Annotated in this window: 14 protein-coding genes; 11 read left to right on the forward strand and 3 right to left on the reverse strand. The window is 57.1% G+C overall.

Going from position 1 to position 14,749, the window contains the following annotated elements:
- Window positions 1–9: 9 nt before the first annotated feature.
- The 9 genes from ACQY4Z_RS17850 to hypE are packed head-to-tail and all read left to right on the forward strand — an operon-like array spanning window position 10 to window position 7,646.
- Window positions 10–840 (forward strand): hydrogenase expression/formation protein, encoded by an 831-nt coding sequence (locus ACQY4Z_RS17850; RefSeq protein ID WP_428523493.1) that lies wholly within the window; start codon window positions 10–12, stop codon window positions 838–840.
- Window positions 837–1,640 carry a [NiFe]-hydrogenase assembly chaperone HybE gene (hybE, locus tag ACQY4Z_RS17855; protein ID WP_428523495.1) on the forward strand — a complete coding sequence of 268 codons (804 nt, stop codon included), beginning with the start codon at window positions 837–839 and terminating at the stop codon, window positions 1,638–1,640. Before ACQY4Z_RS17850 ends, hybE begins: the two co-directional genes overlap by 4 nt.
- 3 nt (window positions 1,641–1,643) lie before the next feature.
- Entirely contained in the window at window positions 1,644–2,534 is an 891-nt protein-coding gene (locus ACQY4Z_RS17860) for a hypothetical protein (RefSeq protein ID WP_428523497.1), read from the forward strand.
- 1 nt (window position 2,535) lies between these two features.
- Window positions 2,536–2,868: a hydrogenase maturation nickel metallochaperone HypA gene (hypA, locus tag ACQY4Z_RS17865; RefSeq protein ID WP_428523499.1), complete on the forward strand. Its 333-nt coding sequence runs from the start codon at window positions 2,536–2,538 to the stop codon at window positions 2,866–2,868.
- Window positions 2,868–3,698, forward strand: coding sequence for a hydrogenase nickel incorporation protein HypB (gene hypB / locus ACQY4Z_RS17870; RefSeq protein ID WP_428523501.1), 831 nt, complete (start codon window positions 2,868–2,870; stop codon window positions 3,696–3,698). Before hypA ends, hypB begins: the two co-directional genes overlap by 1 nt.
- On the forward strand, window positions 3,695–5,176 hold the full coding sequence (locus tag ACQY4Z_RS17875; protein ID WP_428523503.1) for a sigma-54-dependent transcriptional regulator: 1,482 nt from the start codon (window positions 3,695–3,697) through the stop codon (window positions 5,174–5,176). Before hypB ends, ACQY4Z_RS17875 begins: the two co-directional genes overlap by 4 nt.
- Window positions 5,177–5,179: 3 nt before the next feature.
- Window positions 5,180–5,470: a HypC/HybG/HupF family hydrogenase formation chaperone gene (gene hypC, locus ACQY4Z_RS17880; RefSeq protein WP_428523505.1), complete on the forward strand. Its 291-nt coding sequence runs from the start codon at window positions 5,180–5,182 to the stop codon at window positions 5,468–5,470.
- The gene (hypD, locus tag ACQY4Z_RS17885; RefSeq protein WP_428523507.1) at window positions 5,467–6,600 is read left to right on the forward strand and encodes a hydrogenase formation protein HypD; all 1,134 of its coding nucleotides are present in this window, start codon (window positions 5,467–5,469) and stop codon (window positions 6,598–6,600) included. Before hypC ends, hypD begins: the two co-directional genes overlap by 4 nt.
- Window positions 6,597–7,646, forward strand: a complete 1,050-nt coding sequence (hypE, locus tag ACQY4Z_RS17890; protein WP_428523509.1) for a hydrogenase expression/formation protein HypE — start codon at window positions 6,597–6,599, stop codon at window positions 7,644–7,646. The genes hypD and hypE overlap by 4 nt, the downstream gene beginning before the upstream one ends.
- 1,342 nt (window positions 7,647–8,988) lie before the next feature.
- Here the strand turns inward: hypE and ACQY4Z_RS17895 are convergent.
- Together ACQY4Z_RS17895 and ACQY4Z_RS17900 are read right to left on the reverse strand one after the other, a co-directional pair.
- Complete coding sequence (locus ACQY4Z_RS17895; protein WP_428523511.1) at window positions 8,989–9,495, reverse strand: hypothetical protein; 507 nt, start codon at window positions 9,493–9,495, stop codon at window positions 8,989–8,991.
- Between the two features lie 1,017 nt (window positions 9,496–10,512).
- On the reverse strand, window positions 10,513–11,769 hold the full coding sequence (locus ACQY4Z_RS17900; protein WP_428523513.1) for a M24 family metallopeptidase: 1,257 nt from the start codon (window positions 11,767–11,769) through the stop codon (window positions 10,513–10,515).
- A gap of 93 nt (window positions 11,770–11,862) precedes the next feature.
- On the opposite strand from ACQY4Z_RS17900, the gene ACQY4Z_RS17905 reads away from it, so the two are divergent.
- On the forward strand, window positions 11,863–12,741 hold the full coding sequence (locus ACQY4Z_RS17905; protein WP_428523515.1) for a LysR family transcriptional regulator: 879 nt from the start codon (window positions 11,863–11,865) through the stop codon (window positions 12,739–12,741).
- A gap of 168 nt (window positions 12,742–12,909) precedes the next feature.
- On the opposite strand, the gene ACQY4Z_RS17910 is transcribed toward ACQY4Z_RS17905, so the two are convergent.
- Window positions 12,910–13,887, reverse strand: a complete 978-nt coding sequence (locus ACQY4Z_RS17910) for a GlxA family transcriptional regulator (RefSeq protein ID WP_428523517.1) — start codon at window positions 13,885–13,887, stop codon at window positions 12,910–12,912.
- A 129-nt stretch (window positions 13,888–14,016) separates the two neighbouring features.
- Here ACQY4Z_RS17910 and ACQY4Z_RS17915 point away from each other — a divergent pair, with 129 nt between their 5' ends.
- Window positions 14,017–14,727: a GntR family transcriptional regulator gene (locus tag ACQY4Z_RS17915; RefSeq protein WP_428523519.1), complete on the forward strand. Its 711-nt coding sequence runs from the start codon at window positions 14,017–14,019 to the stop codon at window positions 14,725–14,727.
- Window positions 14,728–14,749 lie beyond the last annotated feature (22 nt).

The raw sequence follows: 14,749 nt of genomic DNA on the forward strand, positions 1-14,749 counted from the left end.
GAACCGACCATGTCCAACAGTTTCCTCACACCACCTGTCGGTTTCGGCCCCGGTTCACAGCCCATGGCGGAGGGCGACGATCAGCTCGAATACATGGCGATGCCGCAGGACATGCGCAGCTATGCGCCGCGTTTGCCCGACGTCGAAGCATCGCTTGAGGATCTGGAACCGGCATTTGCCGTTTTGCGCGCTGTGGCGGACGCCTGTACAGCGCATACGCCCGCCCGTTTTGATCTGTCCGACCTCGATGTAGAAAGCATGAAGCTGATCTCGGACACCCTCGGCGACGGCGAGGTGGCGGCGAAGGTCCGGGGTGTCCCGGCAATTGCCGTGCAGGAAAGCGTCTTTGCTGGTGTCTGGCGCTTGAATGGTGCCGGCATCAACGCTTTGGAAGTCGGACCAATTTCCGCCAGCGTGACCAAAAATCCGTTCGCGCCGGTAAGGCAGGGACAGCTGGACGCGACACCGCCTGGGCCGGGCGTGATCAATGCGCCGGCGCTGCTGGCAGAACTTCAAGACAAGTCGGCTAACTTTGGACCTGGCTCCGAATTGCATGTGATCAATCTGTCCCTCCTGCCACACACGGAAGAAGACCTGGCCTGGCTGGATACGGCTCTGGGCGAGGGGGCGGTGACCATTCTTTCTCGTGGTTATGGCAACTGCCGCATCACCGCGACCGCCTTGGCCCATGTCTGGCGGGTTCAGTTCTTCAACTCCATGGACACCCTGATCCTCGATACGTTCGAAGTGACCGGTGTGCCGGAAGTGGCCGTGGCGGCGCCGGAAGACCTGACCGACAGCGGTGCGCGGATCCTGAAGGTGCTGGAGGCGATCTCATGAGCGGTTTCGAAGGCAGCTATCTCGGCGCGGCCGACAAGATCAGCCCGGCGGCGATCATGGAATGTAAGATCTGCTGGACGCCATATGATCCTGCAGAAGGAGACGATTACCGGCAGGTTGAGCCCGGAACGGCATTTCGGGATCTTCCGGGCGACTGGTCCTGCCCCAATTGCAGTGCGCCGAAGGCACAGTTCATGGTTTTGGAAGACCCGGGATCCGAAGCGGTGGCCCAAGACCGAAAGTTGGAGGAAATTGCCCAACGGCTGACGTCGGATTTTCGGGAGGTCTGGCATGCCAGCATGCGGGACCTGCCGATGGTCAACAAGACGCTGTCGGTAGAGGCGGTCGGATTTCAGGTGTGGAACGAGCGCCCGCTCGGTGTCTTGATCACGCCCTGGTTCATGAACCTGGTGTTGATGCCCAGCGAAGACGACAACTGGTCCGAAATCCGGCCGGGAACCAAGGACATTCTCAACTTTCCGTCTGGCGACTACGAGTTCATCCACAATACCCGCGAGATGACAGGCGCTTACATGGCGTGCTCGCTGTTTTCGCCCATGTTCGAGTTCAAGACGCAGATGCAGGCGGTGGAGGTGGCGCGAGCGGTTATGGCGGCGCTGTTTGATCCCGGCAACATCGCTGACACCGACCGTGCCGCTGATATTCGGGCGGCCCGGGAAGCGGCTGCGGCGCCCGCAAATGACCGTGAGGCCGACGACGGGCCAGAACGCGAGACAGTGCCGACCCGGCGTGCCATCATTACCGGCGGTTTGGCCGCCCAAGCGGCTGCGGAGGCTTGAGAGATGCGGGCGCGGGGGGCAACCGTCAAGGCAAGACCAACGGCTCCGCTGCCGGTGGCCAGCCTTGTCATCGGCAAGCCGGTCGAAGAGGCTGCCGAATTGCTGCCGCGCCTGTTCAACCTGTGCCGCACGGCTCAAGACATCGCCGCCCGCATGGCCTTCGGCCTACCATTAACCGAAACCCCGAAGGAGGATCTGACGCGTGAGATCCTCAGAGATCATTTGCTGAAATTCTGCGTGACCTGGCCGGGATTCTTTGGCGGGCGGCCGCAGCCCATTCCGCAGATCTCGGGATCTGATACGGCGGTGGTTCGTGCGGCTCTGTTTGGTCCGCTGGGATCACTTCCGGAGGAGCCCGGCGATTTTGCGATGTTTCTGGCGTCTGGCAGTCCGATAACGCAGGTTTTGCATGAAATCCGGACGGATTTCGGACCCGGAGAGGCCTGCGCTGCCGATCTGACGGCAGCGACCCGCCAGAATGTGTTTGGAGCTGCAGCCCTGGAGAACTCTGTAGCTGCCCGGCAGGCGCATCGTCCTGTCATGCGTCACATCGAAGAAGAATTTGGCCGCGGCCCGCTGTGGAGGGCAACGGCTCGGCTTTATGATGCGCAGGACTGTTTGACGGGCCGCCTTCAAGACGTCGCCATCGTGGCGCCGGGGCGCGCGGTTGTGCCCGCAGCACGCGGTTTGTACGCGATCAGTGCGGAGATTGAAGACGGCCACGTCAAGAATTTTCGGCGGATCACGCCGACCGATCACCTTCTGGCGCCAGGTGGGGTTCTGGACCAGTCCCTAGCAAACTTGCCGCGCGAAAAAGCGGATCTGGCGGGTCTTGTGCTGGACATTCTCGATCCCTGCATGCCCGTATCGTTGATGGAGGTGGATGATGCATGAGATGTCAATCTGCGAGGGTTTGCGGGAGGTCATTGAGGATCAGGCGCGGGCGCATAATGTTGAGAAGGTGACACGGGTGCGGCTCGAAATTGGCAGGTTCGCTGCAATAGAACCTGAGGCCCTTCATTTTGCTTTCGATGTGGTGATGCGGAATTCCGTTGCCGAAGGAGCGGAGCTGATTGTGATCGACTTGCCCGGACGGGCGCTGTGCTACGACTGTATGGAGGAAAAGGCGATAGAGCATCGTCTGGACCCCTGCCCAAGTTGTGGTGGTGGCAAGATGATGCCGCAGGGGGGAGACGAAATGCGAATCAAGGACTTGGAGGTGGTCTGATGTGTACGGTATGCGGATGCGGCGACGGACAAGTGAAAGTGCATACACATGATCACACGCATGATCATGATCACTCTCATCAGTATTCCCATGAACAAGGCAATTGCCATCATTATGGACAAGGAGCAGCGGGGACCTCGGTACCCGGTTTTTCTCAGGATCGGCTGATTGAGATCGAGACCGATATTCTTTCCAAAAATGACAGGTATGCGGATCGCAATCGGTCCAAACTGAGCGCTCTGGATGTCTTTGCAATCAATTTGGTGTCCTCGCCCGGATCGGGGAAAACAACGCTTTTGTGTAAGACAATCGAAGCACTTGAGGATGTTCCACTAGCGGTGATCGAGGGCGATCAGCAAACTCAGAACGACGCTGAAAGGATCCGTGCAACCGGCGCGCCGGCCATACAGGTGAACACCGGCAAGGGATGTCATCTGGACGGTCATATGGTTGGTCACGCCATCGAACATCTGGCGCTTGGCACGAACAGTGTCCTGTTCATCGAGAATGTCGGCAATCTTGTGTGTCCGGCAAGTTTTGATCTCGGAGAGGACTGCAAGGTGGCGATCCTGTCTGTGACCGAGGGTGAAGACAAGCCTTTGAAATATCCTGACATGTTTACCGCAGCGCGGTTGGCAATCCTGAACAAGGTCGACCTTGCGCCTTATTGCGATGTGGATCTGGATCTTTATGAGGCCAACCTTCGGCGGGTGAACCCGCATATTGAGATCCTGAGACTGTCGGCGCGCACGGGAGAGGGCATGCAGGCATGGACGGCCTGGCTGCGGGACAATCTGGCCGTCAAAGCGCAACGGGGAGCGGCGGAATGAGCAGCTTGCCGACGGTTTTGCTGGTCGACGATGAGGAGCACTCGCTGGCGTCCATGCGCATGACGCTGGAGGACGAGTTCGACTGCCTGACAGCGCTTGACGCCGATGAGGCAACCCGGCTCATGGAAGAGAATTTCGTCCAGGTCATTCTCTGCGATCACCGGATGCCGGGAACCACGGGCATCGAGTTTCTGTCCGAGGTGCGTAAGAAGTGGCCGGAAACGGTGCGCATCGTCATCACCGGTTATACAGAAACCAACGATATGATCGCGGCTATCAACGAGGCTGGTGTCTATCAATTCCTCACGAAACCCTGGCATCCGGATCATCTGATGATGGTCGCCAAGAATGCCGCGCAGCTGTTTCAGCTCACCCGCGAGCATGACCGGATGTCGTTGGAAATGCGCTTTTTAGCCCGTTCGGTGGAAAGCAAGCTGGAAACCCGGCGAAAGGCGCTGCGGGAAGGGTTGGGGTTTGAGAAGGTCTTGCGAGCGCCGAATTCCCCGATGAATGCCGTCATCGAACAGGCCCGTAAGTACGCCAGCTTTGATGTCCCGGTTATGATTTGCGGTGAATCGGGAACCGGCAAGGCGGAGATCGCGCGCGCCATCCACTATACGTCCTTGCGCTCTGATCAGGCGTTTTATGAACTCAACTGTGTCGGATTGTCCGATGCGATGCTTCAGGTGAAGCTGCTCGGAGCAAAAAGGGGAACGCTTCCAGGCGTACCGACCAACAAGGTCGGGCTCTTTCAGAAGGCGGATCGCGGCACCTTGTTCCTCAACGGTATCGAAACCTTGAGCGATCAGATGCAGTTCACGCTGTTGCGGGCCGCAACAGAAGGGACCTTCGAACAATTGGGCGGCAGTGAAACGCTGACCACGAACATCCGCTTCTTGACCGGAGCGCCCGACGACCTGTCGCAACGGGTTGCGAGGGGAGCATTTAACAAGGATCTCTTCTATGCCCTTGCTAGGGTTGAACTGAATCTGCCGCCGTTACGGTCCCGGATCGAGGACATTGGGGTGTTGGGGCAAAACCTTCTGTTCGAACTGGCGGTGAAGCATGGCAAACCGGTCAACGGTCTGTCCGATCTCGCGGTCGAGTTTTTGTCGAACTATGATTGGCCGGGCAACCTACCAGAGTTTGAGAACGAGCTTTTGCGGATGTTGATTGCAGCTCAGGAAGCTGTTCTCGGTCCCGAGCTCATTTCCCGCCACATCTTGCAGGCGGACCCGTCTTCGCCGCCAAGTATCAACGCGGATGCGGACGACGTGATTTCCGGCGAGGGGACGCTCAAGGACCGCATCGAAGTGATCGAAATGCGGATCCTGCGCGAAACTTTGACCCGGCTGAAGTGGAACAAGAGCCGGGCAGCCAACGAACTCGGCCTGTCGCGTGTTGGCCTGAGGGCCAAACTCGACCGATGCGGCATCCGGCAACCGGGCAATGCCCCTGCCGAACAAGAGGAGGACTGACCCATGTGCCTGGGAATTCCTGGACAGATTGTCGAGATCACGGATGCATCAAAGCTGATGGCTCTGGCTGAAGTGTCGGGTGTCCGCCGCGAGGTGAATATTGCGTGCGTTGCCGGCACCGATCCGGCTGACCTCGTCGGCTGTTGGACATTGATCCATGTCGGCTTCGCGATGAGCCTGATTGATGAGGACGAAGCGGAAAAGACGCTGGAAGCATTGCGCGGCCTTGGCGAAGCCCAGGAAACCCTGGAGGCCATGGCGCAGGGGGATGCTGCACTGGAGGCAGGACAATGAGATATGTCGAAGAGTTCCGGGACCCGGTTGCTGCCAAATCCGTGTTGTCAAAAATTGAAGAAGTCGTTGAAGATATCGGCGCAACGGCAGATAAACCCGTCCACATCATGGAGATCTGCGGGGGGCACACCCATGCCATCTTCCGCTACGGACTGGACCGGTTGACGCCTGCAGGCATCGAATTCATTCATGGACCCGGGTGTCCGGTTTGTGTACTACCCATGAGCCGGATCGACGAGTGTGTTGAGATCGCCGAGCGGCCGGAGGTGATCTTCACGACCTTCGGCGATGCCATGCGGGTTCCCGGTTCCCGGAAATCCTTGCTGCAGGCCAAGGCGGACGGCGCGGACATTCGCATGGTCTATTCGCCCCTTGATGCATTGGAGCTCGCACGCCGCAATCCGGAACGGGAAGTTGTGTTCTTCGGCTTGGGCTTTGAGACAACAACCCCGTCGACGGCCTTGTCGATCCAGCAGGCCGCCCGCGAAGACCTCACGAACTTCACAGTCTTTTGCAATCACATCACCGTGCCACCACCGATAAAGGTACTTCTTGATGATCCCGACATGATTCTTGACGGTTTTGTCGGGCCGGGCCATGTCTCCATGGTTATCGGCACCCACCCTTATGACTTTATTGCCGAAGTCTATGGAAAGCCGATTGTGGTTGCGGGATTCGAACCGCTCGATCTGCTGCAGTCGGTGCTGATGGTACTAGAGCAGATCCGCGACGGTCGGGCTGAAGTGGAAAATCAGTACGCCCGTGTTGTTCCGGAGCACGGAAATCCGGTGTCTCTGGCGGCCATTGAAGACGTTTATGAGCCGCGCCCGCGGTTTGAATGGCGCGGTCTTGGGGAAATCGACGCCAGTGGCCTGCGCATTCGCGATGTCTACAAGGCCTTTGATGCGGAGGTCCGCTTCAAGGTCGGGTATGGCGCCGGGGAACGGTCGGTCGAGGAGCCAGAGGGCTGTGCCTGTGGGCAAGTGATGACAGGCCGTCTGAAGCCGTATCAATGCCCACATTACGGCAAGGGCTGTACGCCCGACATGCCGCTTGGGGCGCTGATGGTTAGTTCAGAAGGCGCATGCGCGGCTTATTTCCAGTACAGCGCGATGGAGGCGGCGGAATGAACATGGCGGCTCCAATCAAGGCCTCCCGGTTGCGCGGGGACCGCGTAACCCTTGCCCATGGCGGTGGGGGCAAGGCCATGCGGGACCTCATCGAAGAGGTGTTCACCGATGTCTTCAGGCCAGCCAGCAATGAGGATCAGGCGCGCCTGACGGCGGATGCCTTGCAAGAACCTGGCGCTCAATTGGCCATGACCACGGACAGTTTTGTGGTTTCGCCGGTGGAGTTTCCCGGCGGCGATATCGGCAAGATCGCTGTGTGCGGCACCGTCAACGATCTGGCAGTTGGTGGCGCCAAACCGCTCTGGTTGTCGGCGGCTTTTATCATCGAAGAGGGCTGCGAGATCGCCTTGCTGCGCCGGGTGGTGGCCTCCATGCAAATCGAAGCGGAAAAAGCTGGGGTGCGCGTCGTAACTGGCGACACCAAGGTCGTTGGCAAAGGCGCTGCGGACAAGGTTTTCGTGACGACAACAGGGGTAGGTGTGATCCCTCCGGGCCGATCGATGGCCGCAAGTCAGATCCGGCCGGGCGATGTTGCCATCGTCAACGGCGTTCTGGGCGATCATGGCGCGGCCATATTGGCGGCTCGCGGCGATATGGCGCTTTCAAGCGATATTACATCGGACTGTCAGAGCTTGAATACGCTGATCGAGGCGGTTTTGGCGGCAGCACCGGACACCCGCGCAGCCCGCGATGCGACCCGGGGCGGATTGGCGTCCTCCTTGAACGAAATGGCCGAAGCAGCCGGCGTCAGCATCGAGATCGACGAAACGGCAGTGCCGCTCCGCGCCGAGGTCAAGGGCATTTGCGAAATCCTCGGGCTGGACCCGCTTTATCTTGCCAATGAGGGCACGTTGGTGATGTTCGTTCCCGAAACCCAGGCGGACGCGGCCCTTGCGGCCATGCGGTCCACGCCCGAAGGACGCGATGCGGTCGTGATCGGCAAGGCTCTCGACGGGCATTCCGGCCGGGTGACCATGCGCACGCTCTTCGGCGGCGAACGGTTGGTGGACATGCTTGTAGGCGAGCAACTGCCCAGAATTTGCTAATCTAAATTGGGGAGGAGGCCGCTGTCTGATTTAGAGGTTTTCAATCAGAGTTTGGATATTGTTTTCTCTCCCAAAGCCGACAAGTACTCCTGAGCTGGATCCATCTTGCGTGAACTGCGATAACTGACACGCGTCAAAAGCGAAGTCCTAGAGAAACCGCGATGATGCGAGGGTGATGCCTTCTGGGCTCACCAGCAGATCCACTCCAATTCCCGGAACATTTGGTTCAAAGTTGGTTCACCAAAGTTCATAACGCTCGTTTCAGGGTGAACTTTTTTCAAAATTTCGACCGGCAAACCCGTGCGATCCTTTGATCCGCTGTTCATCAATCGGCCAGGTTGGTTGTATTAAGTGCAAATTAAGTCAACAGCATCTGCTTGTTTTTGCTCAACCGCAAACGCGAACCCGAGCTTTTCTGCAGATCGCCAAGTTCAATCGACCGCTAATTCCGAGCCACGTCGTTGAAACTGTTTCGTGGCGAGGTCTGGCCGGATAGTTCCAGCCATCAAACCGATAGCAATCTGACCCTCTGATCGGCTGTCTTTCATTTGCCCAATCAGGCTGATGATCATCTCAGTGTCGATCGCGAAATACCTTGCTGGCCTTTGTCCCGAAATAGATGTGCGTCCGGACCGATAGTTCTTGAAACGCCAGATCGACAGGGAAGCCCCATGGCGCGCTTTCTGTTTGGCGTGTGTGATTATCGTTGAGAGTGCGCGGTGTGTACCAGTGACTCTTAAAATCGATCCTCTGGCATATCTGGTGGGTTCGGACGAGGCGATTGTCAGCCGGGGAGGGGGAGGAGAGCAGAAACACACGCCATCTTGGTGTTGTGTCAAGACTTGGTGCCAAGACCCGGCACAAAGACCGCGTGATGTATACATTATCAAAGAGCGCTCGTCGGGCCGGAACGGCCCATCGAGCTGGAACAGTTTCTGTTCTTCTTTCCGGAGGAGAAAACCTAACGCTTCGCTAAGCCGGAGGAAGGGGGCGGAGAGCGCCGCAGGCGCGAGCCGGTGCCTTTCTCTGATCTTCTTGTTTCAGCCAGACCAAGTCCGATGCCGGGATGTTTTTGAGATCTTTTTTTCAATCTCTTCCAGGAGGGAGTTTCATTGCGAGCGTGCGCAGTGCCGGAGCCGAAGGCGAAGGCCGGAGCGAAGCTCGCGGGGCCGCAGGCCCCAAAGAATGATCTATTTGTCTGTTGTTCTATTCCTTTGTTAGTGTAGTGGATTTTTGGTTCTTCAATTAGCTCAATGTTTTCATGAAGTTCCGGCTGGAAAACTCCTTCCGAATTTGATGCGAATTGCTGACAAATCCGGATCGAACTTGTTGCAAATCGAAGTCATGCTGGCTTCTTGCCGCGGAGCGTTTTCATCACCTTCTGATAGCGGTTTTTGTATCCAGATGGGCGATCGCCGAAGTCGCGGCCGATCAACCGGCAGCCGAGCATCAGGTTCTTCCCGGTGACCTCATAGTCGAGGGCTTTCAGCATGCTTCCAACAGCTAGGAGATCGGCCTGTGCCTCGTGATTGGGACTGCCCCGGATGCTCCGGTTCTTCAAGCGAACGAGATATGACTTGCGCCGGTCGAAAAAGGCTTCTTGTGCGCTGCGACAATCGACTGTCTTCAACGACATATTCCCGAGGCGGCAAAGGGCGATCGTTTCTTCATCAGCCAAATCAAGAATCTTCAGCTTTGCTGACACCTTGCCCAGGGTGGATGAGAACTCAAGAGCTTTGTCGAAGTCGAATGGCTCGCCAAAGATCTCCTTTGAACTTTCATACGTCACCGGAGTGTGGCCCATCATTGCGCAGAAGTGCATATCGATGATCCGGGCGATGTTAGACAACGCTGCTTCAGAGCCGATCGAGAATTTTGTGCGTTTGGGCTGAGGGCGAAAGGCCGATGCAGGACAACGACTTTTTCCCATCCGCTCGTTCAGAGCGATATTGCAGGCGATATAGGTCTCGCGAGTAGATCCTGCACTTGAGCAGGCTGTGAGGATGAAAGCGGCTGAGACGCTTGTTGATCCCTACTCGGCCGTTTTCACGTTCGACGTGATTAACGAATTCGAGGGTGGTATGGCATGAAAGATCTGCGGCTCGGTCAACGCGAAGAACCGATACGGCGCTTACACGGGCCAGAGGTTCTTCTATGCGGGCTATGTGAAGACCGGTAATCGCTATCTGGTGATCGCCTTCACGACGATCGCAATGCGCTTTGACCCATCTATGGCGAACGGGAGCATATGTTCGTAAAGCCGTAAGGTTTGGCGGAGGGACTGCCTCATGTGCTGTGTTTGAGGCGGCTTTCCTGCGGGCAGAGAATGTATTTCCTTTGCCTAAATCGAGGACAGATGTTCCGATTGATGATGCTTTTGCGTATCTAGGAACTGCGTTGTCGTCGTTCTGTGTTATGAAAGGTCAGCCTTGGCTTTTGCTTCAGACGGGGGCTAATCATCCTTTCACAACGCCACTTATCAGATTCATCTGCATTAGACGTGTAGAGATCACGCCGGGATCGGCAGCAAGAACACCAATATTCTCCATAGCTCGCTTCACAACAGCGTAAAGCGGAAAACCATTTTGTCGAAGGGAATATTCTTGTTCAATCTTAGTGGGCCTATAACCGCCTCCACAGTACCAATCAGCCACGGAGCATCGGAACCAATCATTTAAGCGGCTGAATTAGCATATGGCACCAGGACATCATTAATCTTTATGATCGTGTTGAACTCGGCATCAGGTTGATTGTCATTGGGTAAACGGTTATTCCAAGGCATATCGCCGATTTCATTGGAGGGTTGCGCCAATTTTGAGCAATGGCGCTGAACTTCGCGAAAATACAGAAACATTTATAAGAAAATTTAACGCAGCAGTTCTTCTTCGAAGGGAAAGAGGGACAGCAGCTCAATGCCCGTTTCTGTTACCAGAACCTGTTGCTCAAGTTTGACACCTTCGCAGCCCCCAGCGGCGCCGATATAGCTTTCAACACAGATCGTCATGCCGGCGACGATCTCTCCGTCATATCCAGCATCGGGAAAATCCCCCTTGTGATACAGATAAGGGTATTCGCCCGTCATGCCGCAGCCATGGGCCGAGAGGTAATAGCGGTTGTCGTAGAATTTTTCCGGGATATCCCACGCACGCTCCGCATAGTCCCGAAAACTCATGCCCGCATGGAGAATGTCCATGTTGCTTTGGACCTGTTCGTACGCAACCTTGTAGAGCTCGCGTTGCACCTCGGTCGGTTTTCCCGGTCCAGCATGGAATGTGCGCGAGAAATCGGAATAGTAGCCGTGACAGCCGACCACATCCGTATCGAGTGCAATCAATTCGTTTTCACCAATGACGTTGCTGGAGGTTTCCTGAAACCACGGGTTCGTCCGGGCGCCTGCGTTAAGAAGCCGTGTTTCGCAATAATCCGCATTCTGCGCGATCACCGATTGATGCAAGACGGACCACAGTTCATTTTCTGTCATTCCGGGGCGGATTGCATCCCGCAACCTGGCCACGCCGGTCTCGGTCGCCCGCAATGAGGCATTCACGCATTTCATTTCTTCGCTGGACTTGACCGAGCGCGCCATTTCGACCGGTTGCTGAGCATCAACGATGCGCAGACCGCAGTCCTTAAGTGCAATCGCTGTTCCGGCATTCAGCCGCTCCAGCCCGACGGTTGCTCCTTTCCCGGCAAGCTCCTTGATCAGGTCCGCCATTTCAACTGCCCAGGCCTTTTCCCGGGCCTGAATGCCGGGACCGGCCGCGACAAAGCTGGCGGTCTTGGCGGGGCGCACTTCGTCAATTGTTTCCCAGCCCTGCCCAAGATGCAGGCATCCGGTAAACTCGAAAAGGAGAGATCTCGCGGCGGTTAGCAGCAGGTAGCGCGACGGTGCATTGCGTTGACAAAACACCTGCATGTTCCGCGCGCCTGTGGCGTAGCGGATGTTGATGGGGTCCGACAGGATGACTGCGTCAACGCCAAAGTGAGCCATCTGCTCGCGCACCCGGCCAAGGCGGTACAGTCTGACGGCTTTCAGATCGATCCCTTGATCTTCTGGTGCGCGATCAAGCAATGCGATTCCATCCAGATCGCTTCGCTCTGCATGCCAGTCGAAATTTGCCATGTCGTTTCACCCAATAAGTTTGAGCCAAAACTAATTCTACATCGGCACGCGGTGAATATTGAAAATTCTCAGGCATAGCTATAACCAATGAGAATGGATAGCCGACGAAAATCGCTTCCGCCGCTCGACACGCTTGTGTTCTTTGAAACGGCGCTGCGCGCCGGCAGCTTCAGCGCTGCAGCGTCTGAGCTTTATGTGTCGCAAGCCGCGGTCAGCAAGCGTGTGAAGCAACTCGAGAACTGGCTGGGTGCGGATTTGTTTGAGCGCTGCGCGCGGAGCCTCAAACCGACGCAGGCCGGGGCACAACTGGCCGATCCCGTGGCCATGGCACTGGACTATCTTCAAGGCGCGCTTGATCAGGTTAGGTCGCCGGCGGCGTCTTCCGTCCGCATCGCAGCCAATTCAGCAGTGTCAGTCTTTTGGCTGTTCGAGCGCCTTCGGTCTTTTGCGCTCAGCTCTTCATCCTGTCCTGTCGAAACGGTCGTTAAGGATGATCCCCGCGACGTGCTTTCAGCCAGCAACGACCTTGCCATTATCTACGCCTACAAGGTTCCCGAGGGGTGGGAAGGGCATTTGCTGATGGACGAGGAACTGGCCCCTGTTGCCTCTCCCGCTGAGGCCGAACGCTTTGCCAACGCCCACCAAAATTCGAGGCTGCTGGACTATAAGAGACATGCACCGGACTGGATCAACTGGGACGTATGGCAACAGCGGGAACATCAAAGCGTTTTTCACGGTCTGACCAAAACATTGTGCCAGAGTTACAGTCATTCCATCGGTTTGGCCTTAGAGGGCGAGGGCATCGCCTTGGCAAGCTGTTCGCTCTTGCAAGCAGACTTGGCATCCGGGCGGCTTGTGAGGCTGGTCGATAAGCCGCTGAAAACCGGCAAGGGGTACTTTCTGGTTTGGCAGGCAGCGAAAGCTGTTCGGCCCGAAATTGACAACCTTGCCAAACACCTCGGTCAAAGCTGATCTTTGTGCAATTGCGTTGTCGGCAGTTTGTTTGCCGAGCGGAAATTCGATTTTATCGCAGGGAATGTCCGTTGTTTGCCCCGTCTAACCCAAACTCGACAAAAGTTGCCAATCCCGCATCCACCGCGGTGGGTGGGTGACGTTGCCAGACCGGATCTGCTGCACCGGTCAGGCGAGTTGGTATACAGTCTGAGGTGTGGCAGCGAAGACCCGCTGGTTGTGCGGGGTGACGCCGAAGCGGTTCTGATAGGTGCGGATGAAGTGCGACGGCGACTCATAGCCGCAAGCCAGAGCGATTTCGGAGATCGACTGCTCAGTCTGCAGCAAAAGGTTTCGCGCTCTGGTCAGTTTCTGGTTGATGGCAAACTGCTTCGGCGACATTTTCAAGTGCTTCTGAAACAGGCGCTCCAGTTGCCGTGTGGAAATGCCGATCGTACGCGCGATCTCTGACGTTGGCAGGTAGTAGGGCGCACTCTCATTGAGAAGCCGTATGGCTTCGGCGATGTGCGGATTGCGGATGCCGTGGCGGGCCTGGAGGGAAATCTGCTGGGCCGCATCAGCGGGGCGGACGCCGGAATAGACCATCATGTCGGCAATCGCTGCTGCAAGGTCTTCACCGTGTGTTTCGCCAATCAGGTGCAGCATCAGATCGGTCGCTGCCGTGCCGCCCGAGGCGGTCACAAAGGTCTCGTCGGCGACAAAGACGTTGCGGCACAGTTCGACTTCCGGAAAATTCTCCTGAAAGCTGTCATGGAAAGACCAGTGGATGGCCGCCCGGCGGTTGTTCAGAAATCCGGCGCTTGCCAGCACATGAGCGCCAGAACAGATGGCACCGATCCGGGTGCCGCGCGCCCGTTCGCGCCGTAGGAAAGCGAGCACGCCCGGTGTTGCCCGGTCGCCGACATTTTGCCCGGAAATCAGAAACAGGCTGCTGCGCGGAGCCAGGTCAGTCAGGCCCTGATCGACAAGGGTGACCGTCTTGTTTGAACAAACGGCGCGTTCACCATCAACCGACGCAAGACGCCAGCGGTAAATCTCCTCACCCTGAAGCAGATTGGCGATGCGCAGCGGCTCAACGGCACAGGCAAAGGCAATGTGGGAAAAATCGTCGAGCAGCAGGAAGGTGACGTCGCGCGTTGTGGGCATGTCGCTTTTCTCCGGAGCCTGTCGCCTTGGCCCGTTTCGAGCATCGGGCATCATTGTATGATTTATGTGTTGTCATTGTATTCACATTGTATACAAATCGGTCAACCAAAATCGAAACGGAGCGGAGTGATGCCCCCTCAGCGTGGAACGGCCAAGACGGTCGCCTATGAAGATCTGAAGCGTGCGATCCTGACGCTGGAGCGCAAGCCCGGAAGTGCGCTTGAAGAAACAGAGCTTTGTGATCTCTACGGACTGTCACGCACACCCTTGCGGGAGGTGCTGCAGCAGTTGTCCGGCGAGGGGTATGTCTCGTTGCAGCTCAATCGCGGCGCGCGTGTTTCCGATATGACTCATTTCACGCTGCGCGATTTCTTCCTGGCCGCACCGCTGATTTACAGCGCCATACTGCGCCTGGCTGCCCAGAACGCCACGCCGGCACAGATCGATGAACTGAAGGCGGCACAAGATGCCTTTCGGGAGGCGATGGACACCGGTGACGTGACCGCGCGTGCGCTGACGAACGATCGTTTTCACCGCATCACCGGCCTGATGGCCGGCAACAGCTACCTGATGGCGAGCCTTGACCGGCTGCTGATTGACCACACCCGCATCGGAATGACGTTCTTCCGCCCGAAAAACGGGGCGAAGGATGATCGGCTCAAACTGGCCAGCGACCAACATGATGCGATGATAGCGGCGATCGAAACGGGCAATGATGTCCGGGCTGCCGAGCTTGCGCTCGAACACTGGGCTCTGTCGCGCGACCAGATTGAGCTCTTTGTCATGCCGCCCGGGTTGGAAGCCCCACTCGGTCAGCCCCCCAATCTTAAATCCGCCTGAAGCGGGAGACCATCTGGATGAC

Source organism: Roseibium sp. (assembly GCF_965276855.1).
In the GTDB taxonomy this organism is placed as follows: Bacteria; Pseudomonadota; Alphaproteobacteria; order Rhizobiales; family Stappiaceae; genus Roseibium.

Excerpts from the sequence above, each read along its gene's own strand:
- ACQY4Z_RS17850 (WP_428523493.1), top strand. The coding sequence starts at position 10 with ATGTCCAACAGTTTCCTCACACCACCTGTCGGTTTCGGCCCCGGTTCA.
- hypA (WP_428523499.1), top strand. The coding sequence starts at position 2,536 with ATGTCAATCTGCGAGGGTTTGCGGGAGGTCATTGAGGATCAGGCGCGG.
- hypB (WP_428523501.1), top strand. The coding sequence starts at position 2,868 with ATGTGTACGGTATGCGGATGCGGCGACGGACAAGTGAAAGTGCATACA.
- ACQY4Z_RS17910 (WP_428523517.1), bottom strand. The coding sequence starts at position 13,887 with ATGCCCACAACGCGCGACGTCACCTTCCTGCTGCTCGACGATTTTTCC.
- ACQY4Z_RS17860 (WP_428523497.1), top strand. The coding sequence starts at position 1,644 with ATGCGGGCGCGGGGGGCAACCGTCAAGGCAAGACCAACGGCTCCGCTG.
- hypD (WP_428523507.1), top strand. The coding sequence starts at position 5,467 with ATGAGATATGTCGAAGAGTTCCGGGACCCGGTTGCTGCCAAATCCGTG.
- hybE (WP_428523495.1), top strand. The coding sequence starts at position 837 with ATGAGCGGTTTCGAAGGCAGCTATCTCGGCGCGGCCGACAAGATCAGC.
- ACQY4Z_RS17905 (WP_428523515.1), top strand. The coding sequence starts at position 11,863 with ATGGATAGCCGACGAAAATCGCTTCCGCCGCTCGACACGCTTGTGTTC.
- ACQY4Z_RS17875 (WP_428523503.1), top strand. The coding sequence starts at position 3,695 with ATGAGCAGCTTGCCGACGGTTTTGCTGGTCGACGATGAGGAGCACTCG.
- ACQY4Z_RS17900 (WP_428523513.1), bottom strand. The coding sequence starts at position 11,769 with ATGGCAAATTTCGACTGGCATGCAGAGCGAAGCGATCTGGATGGAATC.
- hypC (WP_428523505.1), top strand. The coding sequence starts at position 5,180 with ATGTGCCTGGGAATTCCTGGACAGATTGTCGAGATCACGGATGCATCA.
- ACQY4Z_RS17915 (WP_428523519.1), top strand. The coding sequence starts at position 14,017 with ATGCCCCCTCAGCGTGGAACGGCCAAGACGGTCGCCTATGAAGATCTG.
- hypE (WP_428523509.1), top strand. The coding sequence starts at position 6,597 with ATGAACATGGCGGCTCCAATCAAGGCCTCCCGGTTGCGCGGGGACCGC.